This window comes from Zunongwangia pacifica (genome assembly GCF_023499215.1).
GTDB classification, from domain to species: Bacteria; Bacteroidota; Bacteroidia; order Flavobacteriales; family Flavobacteriaceae; genus Zunongwangia; species Zunongwangia pacifica.
In genome coordinates, this window is sequence record NZ_JAKHSK010000025.1 from 61,106 (window position 1) to 71,783 (window position 10,678).

Annotated in this window: 8 protein-coding genes; 3 read left to right on the plus strand and 5 right to left on the minus strand. The window is 36.9% G+C overall.

Translation table 11 applies throughout. From position 1 onward, the window contains the following. Positions 1–7: 7 nt before the first annotated feature. Genes L1967_RS15700 through L1967_RS15720 form a run of 5 tightly spaced genes read right to left on the minus strand, consistent with a single transcriptional unit; the run spans position 8 to position 3,282 of the window. Positions 8–910, minus strand: a complete 903-nt coding sequence (locus L1967_RS15700; protein ID WP_249602453.1) for a TPM domain-containing protein — start codon at positions 908–910, stop codon at positions 8–10. Further along, on the minus strand, positions 911–1,351 hold the full coding sequence (locus tag L1967_RS15705; protein WP_249602454.1) for a TPM domain-containing protein: 441 nt from the start codon (positions 1,349–1,351) through the stop codon (positions 911–913). It abuts the gene before it with no gap. Positions 1,352–1,372: 21 nt separating this feature from the next. Further along, positions 1,373–1,972 carry a LemA family protein gene (locus L1967_RS15710; RefSeq protein WP_249602455.1) on the minus strand — a complete coding sequence of 200 codons (600 nt, stop codon included), beginning with the start codon at positions 1,970–1,972 and terminating at the stop codon, positions 1,373–1,375. Between the two features lie 3 nt (positions 1,973–1,975). Beyond that, positions 1,976–2,305: a MerR family transcriptional regulator gene (locus L1967_RS15715; protein ID WP_249602456.1), complete on the minus strand. Its 330-nt coding sequence runs from the start codon at positions 2,303–2,305 to the stop codon at positions 1,976–1,978. Next, a complete protein-coding gene (locus tag L1967_RS15720; protein WP_249602457.1) occupies positions 2,305–3,282 on the minus strand; it encodes a M23 family metallopeptidase in 978 nt (325 codons plus the stop codon). Before L1967_RS15720 ends, L1967_RS15715 begins: the two co-directional genes overlap by 1 nt. 130 nt (positions 3,283–3,412) lie before the next feature. Between L1967_RS15720 and alaS the strand changes: the two genes are divergently transcribed. From alaS to L1967_RS15735, 3 genes are all read left to right on the plus strand, one after another. After that, the gene (gene alaS / locus L1967_RS15725) at positions 3,413–6,022 is read left to right on the plus strand and encodes an alanine--tRNA ligase (protein ID WP_249602458.1); all 2,610 of its coding nucleotides are present in this window, start codon (positions 3,413–3,415) and stop codon (positions 6,020–6,022) included. 66 nt (positions 6,023–6,088) lie between these two features. After that, complete coding sequence (locus tag L1967_RS15730) at positions 6,089–7,075, plus strand: GSCFA domain-containing protein (RefSeq protein ID WP_338063548.1); 987 nt, start codon at positions 6,089–6,091, stop codon at positions 7,073–7,075. A 422-nt stretch (positions 7,076–7,497) separates the two neighbouring features. Next, positions 7,498–10,678: hypothetical protein (locus tag L1967_RS15735; RefSeq protein ID WP_249602459.1), on the plus strand; the 3,181-nt coding region annotated here is incomplete at its 3' end.

Sequence of the window (10,678 nt, forward strand, 5' to 3'; positions counted from 1 at the left end):
TCAGATTTTACCAGCTTCCACCGGCACCTCCGCCGCCAAAACCACCACCGCCGAAGCCGCCTCCAAATCCGCCGCCTCCGCTAAAACCACCACCAGAGCTGCCTCCGCCAAAACTACCGCGACCAAGAGAACTTAAAATAATGGCATCCATAAGGGTGCTGCGACCGCGACGACCGCCGCCCCTGCCGCCTCCGCTACCTTTGCCAATAAGCGAGATGATAATGATGATAAAAATGATAATAAAAAACGCTATGGGTTTTGCAGAATTTCCTGACCCACCACGAGGCTGAGGCGTGCCTTTAAAAGTACCAGCTAAAACCTCGAAAACCGCTGTGGTTCCTTTATCTAAACCAGCGTAGTAGTTACCTCTTTTAAATTCGGGTAAAATGATATTATGAATAATCTGGTAAGTATAGGCATCAGTCATATACGGTTCTAATCCATAACCGGTTTGAATCTGAATTTTACGCTCTTTTTCAGCAACAAGAATAAAAAGTCCGTTGTCTTTTCCATCCATTCCTATTCCCCATTTTTCTGCCCAGTGTGTAGCATAGGTCCCGGCATACTCTCCCTGTAAGGATTTTATTGTTGCAATAACAATCTGGGTAGAAGTCGTATCTGCGTAGCTAACCAGTTTCTGTGTAAGACGCTGCTCTTCTGAAGTAGTTAAAAGATCTGCTTCATCATAAACTGCTGTTTGTTTACTCGGTTTTGGCGGAATATCCCTTTGGGCGAATCCAACAAAACTTATAAGTAAAAATAGCAGGCTTAGAAAGCTTGTTAAGCAGCTAAGCTTTTTATTGGCACCGCCAAAAGGTTTAATGCCCCGATGCTCGCCTCGGAATTGAAATTTTGTCTCTATCGAATGCCTTGTAGGCTTGCCCCAAGGTAGTTTACTAAATTGTAGCATCTATCCTCTTGAAATTTGATCTGAAAGTTCATTCTCGTCATCTTCCTGCCAGGGAAAATGTCTTTTTAACTGCTCGCCGGCCATTAGAATACCGTCTACAAGTCCCTGCTTAAAATCTCCTTTTTTAAAATGACTTAGGATAATATCTTTTGTGCTTTCCCAAAAATCGTCTTCAACTTTATCATTAATACCTTTATCGCCATAAATGACAAAGTTGCGATCTTCAGTAGCAACGTATATTAATACACCATTTTCCTCTTTAGTGTTATCCATTTTTAATTGATGGAAAACATCCATGGCACGTTCAAAAATATCCTGTGATCCTGCCGATTTTTCAAGATGAACCCTAATCTCTCCAGAGGTACTTTTTTCAGCAGTTCGTATCGCTTCTACGATGTCATTTTCATCTTCAGTCTTTAAAGAAAAGTCTTTACGGCTCATATTGGTTATTTTGGAAAAGGATTATTTAAAATCGAAATTTACTTCGGGAGCATTTTCAGCACCGGCATCAGCCTGATATCTTTCCATCTTCTCAAAACCAAACATGCCTGCAAAAATATTATTTGGGAATTTTCTGATGTATGTATTGAAATCGGTTACTGCCTCATTATAACGGTCACGAGCTACATTAATTCGGTTTTCAGTTCCCTCTATCTGTGCCTGTAATTGCAAGAAATTCTGGTTTGCTTTAATATCAGGATAGCGTTCTACGCTAACCAATAATTTTGATAAGGCCGAAGATAATCCTGTTTGAGCCTGTTGAAATTTCTGAATTTGAGCAGCATCTAAATTAGAAGCATCGATGTTTACTGAAGTTGCTTTGGCACGAGCTTCAATAACATCCGTTAAGGTTCCGCGTTCAAAATCGGCAGCTCCCTGCACGGTTTTTACAAGATTGCCAATTAAATCGTTTCTGCGCTGGTAAGAACTTTCTACATTAGACCAGGCTTCTTTTGCTTTTTCTTCAAGTTCAACTCCAGTATTATTTACTCCAGCGGTCATGCTGTATACTATAATTCCCAGAACGACTATAATTATTAGGGGTATTAACCATTTTTTCATTGTCTATAATTGATTTTTAATATTGATTAGGCTAGTTTTTATTTTCTCTAATTTACGAACAATATCAAAATTGCTCAGTGTTTTTTGCTTTTCTTCTTTAAGATGGGTTTTAGCACCTTCCAGTGTAAATCCACGTTCTTTTACCAGATGATAAATAAGCTCGATGTTCTTAATATCTTCGGGAGTGAATTTACGGTTTCCTTTTGCATTTTTCTTCGGTTTGATTACATCAAATTCTTTCTCCCAAAACCGAATTAAAGAAGTGTTTACCTTAAAGGCTCTGGCGACTTCACCAATGCTGTAATATCTTTTTTTAGGTAGTTCAACTTGCATTAATCCAAAGATTGGTTTTCCTGTTGTGCTTTTTTCAGCACCTCGTCAAATTCTTCCGGAGAAAGATTTCCGTAGTAAAAATTTATAGGATTAATATGCTCATCATCCTTAAAGATCTCGTAGTGCAAATGCGGGGCTTCAGATCTTCCTGTACTTCCTACAAAACCAATAATATCACCACGTTTTACTTTTTGCCCCTGCCGTACGTTGTATTTATACAAATGGGCATAAAGGCTTATATAACCATAACCATGATCTATACGTATGTGATTGCCGTAACCCGTACTGCGGTTATCGGCCCTAATCACCTTGCCGTCGCCACTGGCATAAACCGGTGTTCCTCTGGGAGCGGTAAAATCCATCCCAAAATGGAATTTCCTTACTTTGGTAAAGGGATCGGTTCTCCAGCCATAACCCGAGGCAATACGTGTAAGATCTTCATTTTTTACCGGTTGTATGGCCGGAATAGCTGCTAAAAGATCTTCTTTTTCTTTAGCCAGTTCGGCAATTTCATCTAAAGATTTGGATTGTACCACCAATTGCTTGGTAAGAATATCCATTCGCTTTGTGGTTTCTATAATCAATTTAGAATTATCAAAACCTTCCAGATCTTTATAGCGGTTTATCCCACCAAATCCGGCTTTACGGGTTTCTTCAGGGATAGGATTGGCTTCAAAATATAACCGGTAGATATTGTTATCCCGATCTTCGATATTGCCCAGTACATTTTGTATCTGGTTCATTTTTTTATTCAGCAAGCCATATTGCAACTGCATATTTTGCAGTTCTCGTTTAAGCGCCTTTTCTTTGGGGGTTTCGATCTGCGGAATGTTAAGATAAACAACCAGTAATAGGAAACCGGCAAGAAAACTACCAAAGATGCTAAGTAGGGCTATCCCAAATCGACGGCCTTTTTTGCGTTCGATTTTTTTGTAGGAAAGCGTCTCGCTATCGTAATAATATTTAACCTTCGACATGAGTTAAATTTATGCTATTTTTGTTGCCGTAATTGCACAAAAAGCGTGCAAGTTTATACGGTAACGAACAAAGATAGCAATTGTTTTATAGCCTGCATAATTTAATAATATTTACAAGAAAATATAGTACATGAAATCTCAGGAAATTCGTAAAAGTTTTTTAGAATTTTTTAAAACAAAATCGCATAGCATTGTTCCTTCAGCACCCATGGTGCTTAAGGACGATCCAAGCCTGATGTTTACCAACGCCGGGATGGTGCAGTTTAAAGAGTTTTTTCTTGGGAATTCTGTGCCAAAAAATACCAGGGTAACCGATTCGCAAAAATGTCTTCGTGTTAGCGGGAAGCATAACGATTTAGAAGAAGTAGGCCACGACACCTATCATCATACGATGTTCGAGATGCTGGGGAACTGGAGTTTTGGAGACTATTTTAAAGAAGAAGCCATTAACTGGGCCTGGGAATTATTAACCCAGAAGTTTAAAATCGATAAGGATAGTCTTTATGTTTCGGTTTTTGAAGGAAGTGAGGAAGACGGAGTTGGTTTGGATACCGAGGCCTTGGAAATTTGGAAAAAGATTGTTCCTGAAGATCGAATTATCTACGGAAATAAAAAAGATAACTTTTGGGAAATGGGAGATCAGGGACCTTGCGGGCCTTGTTCAGAAATTCATGTAGACATTCGTTCTGCTGAAGAAAAAGCGAAAAAACCGGGTAAAGAACTCGTAAATGCAGATCATCCTCAGGTGGTTGAAATCTGGAATCTGGTTTTTATGCAATTTAACCGTAAAGCAGATGGTTCTTTAGAAGAATTACCAGCGAAGCATATCGATACCGGGATGGGATTTGAACGTTTGTGTATGGTGATGCAAGGCAAACAATCGAATTATGATACCGATGTTTTTACACCGCTTATCGCTGAGATTGAGAAAATCACCAAATCAACTTACGGGAAATCTGAAGAAACCAATATCGCTATTCGTGTAATTGCAGATCATGTTCGTGCAGTTGCCTTTAGTATTGCAGATGGGCAATTGCCAAGTAATAGTGGCGCTGGTTACGTAATTCGTAGAATTTTGCGTCGTGCCATACGTTACGGTTTCACCTTTTTAGACACAAAAGAACCTTTTATTTATAAATTAGTTGAACGGCTAAAAACACAAATGGGAGAGGCTTTCCCAGAATTGGTAAAGCAACAGCAACTTATTGAAAATGTAATTAAGGAAGAAGAGCTTTCGTTTCTTCGAACTTTAGAGCAGGGATTGGTGATGCTGGAAAATATTGTAACCGAAGCTAAAGATAAAGAAATCTCTGGGGTGAAAGCATTCGAGCTATACGATACCTTTGGTTTTCCTATAGATTTAACGGCACTTATTTTAAAAGAAAAAGGCTACAGTCTTAATAGTACTGAATTTGAAGCCGAACTTACAAAGCAAAAAGAGCGCTCCAGAGCGGCTACTCAGGTAACCTCTGGGGATTGGGAAGAAATTGCTGAAGTTGCCGAAGACGCTTTTGTGGGCTACGATCAATTAGAAACTCAGGTTAAAATTGCTAAATATCGTAAAGTGGAAACCAAAAAACAGGGAACACTTTATCAGATTGTGCTAACCAAAACGCCTTTTTATCCTGAAGGCGGCGGACAGGTTGGCGATAAAGGCTATTTAAAATCCGATGACGAGAAAATTAGTATTATCGATACTAAAAAAGAAAGCAACCAGATTATCCATTTTGCCAAGAAATTACCACAGGATATATCAGCCGACTTTACCGCGGTGGTGGATGCTTTGGCACGTGCAAAAACTGCGGCTAACCATACAGCAACACATTTATTGCATCAGGCATTGCGAAAAATACTGGGAACACACGTAGAGCAAAAAGGTTCTATGGTACAACCCAATTATATGCGATTCGATTTTAGTCATTTTAGCAAGCTTTCTTCCGAAGAAATAGCTAAGGTAGAAGAGTTTGTAAATGACCGAATTCAGGAACACCTGCAACTCGAAGAGCAGCGAAATATCGCTTATCAGGACGCTTTAGATCAGGGCGCCATTGCGCTTTTTGGTGAAAAGTATGGGGATGATGTCCGTGCGATTCGTTTTGGGGAATCGATGGAGCTTTGTGGAGGTACGCACGTGAAAAACACGGCCGATATCTGGTATTTTAAAATTACCGGAGAGAGTGCCGTTGCTTCGGGAATTCGTAGGATAGAAGCGATTACCGGTGATGCAGTAAAAGAATATTTTACAAAGCAAACTGAGCTTTTAGAGGAAGTACAGGGTTTGTTGAAAAACGCCAAAGATCCGGTAAAAGCCATTGCTGGTTTGCAGGACGAGAACGCCGAACTTAAAAAGCAGGTGGAGATTTTACTAAAAGACAAGGCTAAAAACCTGAAATCTGAGATCAAGAATGAAATCCAGGAAATTAACGGAATTAAGTTTTTGGCGAAGCAGGTAGATCTTGATGCGGGCGGAATTAAAGATCTTGCTTTTCAACTAGGCGGAGAAATAGATAATTTATTCCTTCTTTTTGGAACCGAACAAAAAGGAAAAGCCCTGCTTTCCTGCTATATATCTAAAGACTTGGCAGAAAACAACGATCTTAATGCAGGGACTATAGTTCGCGAATTGGGTAAATACATCCAGGGCGGTGGTGGTGGCCAGCCATTTTTTGCTACTGCAGGGGGTAAAAACCCGGCAGGTATTCCAGAAGCTTTAAACGAGGCTAAAAAATATATCGAATAAGAAGGTTCTAAGAAATTTAGTATCTTTCTTTTGTGAAAAGGATAGGCGTATGGAAGGATTAATTCTATGCGCCTTTATTATTTATTTGCCATGGATTTTAGAACCATTGTCCCGGTTAGCAATCAATCCCCAAAAATCAATTACGATGCTAATATCGCTTTATTTGGGTCGTGTTTTGTAGAAAATATAGGGGATAAACTTCAGTATTTTAAATTTAACGTGCTGCAAAATCCCTTTGGGATTATTTTTCATCCCGTCGCGCTGCGCAATCTCTTTCAAAGAATTGATGAGAATTATACCTATTCTGAGCGGGATATTTTTCAATTAAACGATTTGTATTCCTGTTTTGAGGTTCACTCGCAAATGAATCATCCAGATCGATCTTTAATGATTAATCGCCTAAATAATTCGTTAGAGAATACCCGGTCATTTTTGCAAGAAAGCTCGCACGTAATTATCACATTGGGAACGGCCTGGGGTTATGTTTTGAATCAGGATGAGCGTTTAGTGGCCAATTGCCATAAAGTGGCACAATCTAATTTTACCAAAAAGATTTTTTCTTCGGAAGAAATTAAAAAAAGTCTTTTTGAAATCTCCAATATCATCTGGGCGCTTAATGGGAATGCTAAAATTATTTTTACCGTTTCGCCGGTACGTCATTTAAAAGACGGTTTTGTAGAAAATCAGTTAAGCAAGGCAACGCTTATCACCGCTTTGCATGAATATCGAAAAGAGATGAAGCTGAAATTCGATAAAAAAACAAAGTATTTTCCCAGCTACGAAATAGTGATGGATGAACTTAGGGATTATCGATTTTATGGTAAGGATATGGTTCATTTGTCAGAAATAGCCATCGACTATATTTGGGGAAAGTTCAAAGAAAGTTGGATCGAACCCGAAATTTATCCCATTATGAAAGAAGTGGATACCATTCAAAAAGGATTGGAGCATCGGCCATTTAATGAAGATAGCCCGAAACACCGCGAATTTCTTGATAAGTTAAGCCTTAAGATCGAGAATTTGCAGCATAAAAGACCTTCTATAAAATTTTGAATTTATCATTTAAAGAGGCTTAATGGTTGGGTACTATTAAAAAAGTGTGATATTTATTTTGAATATTGTAAAATAATTGTAAATTCACATTGTAAATTAATTCTAATTTATTGATTGAAGTATTCGCCTTATGAATACAATGATTAATTAAACTTTCTTTTCTAAAATTTGTTTGGGGTAGATTTTAGAAATTTTAATCTTATGGACGGGTGGGGCCGTCCATAAGTTTTTTATAACACTTTCCTATTTTTAAATCTTTCCATATTTACTTATAAATTCTAATGAATAGGTTTAATTAAGTCATTATTTGAATTCAAATAGAATTTTGAAAATTACCTAAAACCTTACTATTAGTAAGGTTTTGCTGTGCTTCTCTTTTTTTATATAGTAGTAGTTTTACTTCAAAATAAATCACTTAAATAATGATTAAGCTAAGAGCTATGCTAATGTTAAGTGTATGCTTGGTTAAATTGAGTCTAAATGCTCAGCAAGATACACAGTTACAAAATTATTTACCACCATCACCTACTGCGCAAGAATTTATAAAATACGGAGAACATCCTGTAAGCATGTATACTGGCCTCGTTGATATCTCGGTTCCAATATATACTATAAATGTGGGTAATCTCAATATTCCTATAGGCTTCTCTTATCATTCTTCGGGAATTAAAGTAGATCAAGAATCCGGTATTATTGGTTTAGGTTGGATCTTACAAGCTGGAGGTAGTATATCTTCTGTGCCAAGGGGAAGGCCAGATTTATCCTCGAAAGGGTATCTTCTTTCCAATATCCCCGAAAAAGATGATTTAAATTATGATGATAATCCTGATTTCTGGGAAGAAGCTGCAATAGGTTTACAGGATACAGAATCTGATATTTATCACTTTAATTTTAATGGTGTATCTGGAAAGTTTTTCTTTGATCGAGATAAAAATATCAGAATTATTAATCAGCCAATGGGTTTAGAAATAAATTATACGAATAATAATTTTGAAATTATAACTGAAAACGGTATTGCATATAAATTTTCTATATTGGAAGCTACAGAAAGCTACACCGCATCAGAAGGAAATCCCTTATCAAATGCTATGACTTACACGTCGACCTGGCATTTAAGTAAAATAACAATGCCGAATAGAATTGATGAAATTAATTTCTATTATGATAATTATGAGTCTGCCTTTCAAAGTCAAATCTATAATTATTCTGAAGTTACAGGAGATAAGCCCGTAATTGGAAATAAGCCATGTCCTACTGGCGGAGGATCAACACCCTATGTATATATTCAATCGAACGCTCATGATTTTGCGAGTATGGTATCTCAAACCACAATGACTTACAATCCTAAAAGGTTAGATAGTATTACTTGGTCAAATGGAAAAATTGTTTTCAATCGCATATATGATCGTGAAGATAGAATTCGCGATCGTTTGGATAACATAAAACTTTATAGCCGTTCGGGGAATAGCTATTCCCTAATAAAATCATTCAAATTAAATCAAAATTATTTTGTTAGTACTATTCAAAATTCCTTTCCCGTAGATGACCAAATTCTAAAAAAGAGGTTAAAATTAGTCTCCTTAGATATAAAAAATGCAGAAAATGATAAGATTAAATCATATGAATTTGGATATAATAATTTGTCATTACCCCCTTTAGAGACTAATGCTAAAGATTATTGGGGATATTATAATGGATCCAATTCAAATAGAAGTCTTATTCCTAAGCAGGATTACACATATATGGGAAACTCCATAGGTAATGCAGATAGAGAGCCTAATGAAACCTATATGAAAGCAGGTATTTTAAATAAGATTATTTATCCAACTGGTGGCAGATCGGAATTTGAATATGAACCTCATACTTATAAAGGAAAAGAAAAAGTAATTAACACTAAAAACTATGATGTTTTTGCAGTAGGTCAAGAAAATGTTATTGGTTCAGGAAAACCTTACGAGGATTATGTGCAATTTACACCTACATATTCAGGATACGCTACTATTAGTTTTGAAGGTTCTGATATGAATCAAACTATGGGAGTATTTCCTACGCTTACGTTAAAAGCTGTTGGTTCCAGCTCATATGAAGTGCACCATAGTATTTCTCCCTCTTATTATAGTTATCCAATGAACCCTCCTGAGACTGAAGGAACATTAAACCCAGTTTGGCTTGTTGCGGGAAGAACTTATATTTTTAAAGCAGAGGTTAATGGAACATCAAATTCATTAGAATTTGATGGAGCGGCTTATATTAAAGCTAACTTAAAATTCAGAGAAGAATTAAGTGATGGACAAACTGTAGATAAAATAGCTGGTGGATTAAGAATTAGTAAAGTAAAAAGTTATGACAGCGATAATGATATTAGTTTTATAAAAGAGTATGAATATTTGGGTTCAAAGCTTATAACACCAGAAACTTTTTTGTATGATCAATATGTTGAAAATCAAATTCAGTTATCTGTAGCCAATTGCACTTTTGGATGCACAGCAAATTCTGCTACTAGAAAGTTTTATTATGGTGGTACTGTCCAAAGCCTTTCGTTGCAAGGTGGTAGCCCCGTAGTTTACAGAAAAGTAATAGAGTATACTAAAAATACTTCTGGGAATGATCTTGGAAAAAAGGAGTATTATTATTCTGTTCATTCTGATGTTGTTCTTCCCGTACCATATCAATATAACGGAGGTGTGATGTTATTGGATCGAAGCTGGATGGGAGGTCTGAATAAAAAACAATCTAGTTTTCGAAAGAATGGTAGTAATTATGATTTAGTGGAATCCAATACTTTAGATTATGATTTTCGAAATTATGATGAATCCTATAAAATGTATAAAATAGGGCATATAATGCGATACACGGGAAGCTGTTATCTTGCAAGACAAAGTCGTTATCAGATATTTGAATATCCCATTTATCAGGGTTCAAATCTAGTAAGTGAAAAAATTAAAACTTCCTTTTATCAAAATGATTCTGTGGTGAGTTATAAAACTTTCACTTACGATAATCCAAATATATTTCAACCTACAAAAATAACTAGTGTTAATAGTTATGAGGATGTTGAGGAAGATCACTTTTATTATCCACATGATTTAGAGGGGCAGGAGCAATCTACGGCCATTGGCAATTTGATAAGTAATAACCGAATTTCTGAGGTAATCAAGTCAGAACATTATTATAATGGTGAGAAAACCGCTGAACAACATGCGAAGTATGGGCTATTTTCCAATCAGGCTTTGGTAGCAAAGCAATTTTTTAGGAAGGGTTCAGGCAGTATAGACTTCAATGAGGATGATGATCTTCGATTAGCCTATCACAGCTATGACAGCTACGGCAATCCTATAGAAGTCTCAAAGTCAGATGGTCCGCATATATTTTATCTATGGGGCTACAACGGTCAGTATCCCATAGCCAAGATAGAGAATATGACCAAAGCGGCTTTGGAAAATGAACTGGGTCTACTTAAGAATGTTGATGAATCGGATTTGCCTGCAATCAATAATCTCCGCTCCAATAGTGCTTTCAAAGATGCGATGATTACAACCTATGAATATGAACCTTTGGTAGGGATGACTGTTATGACCGATCCCCGTGGCAGGACAACAACCT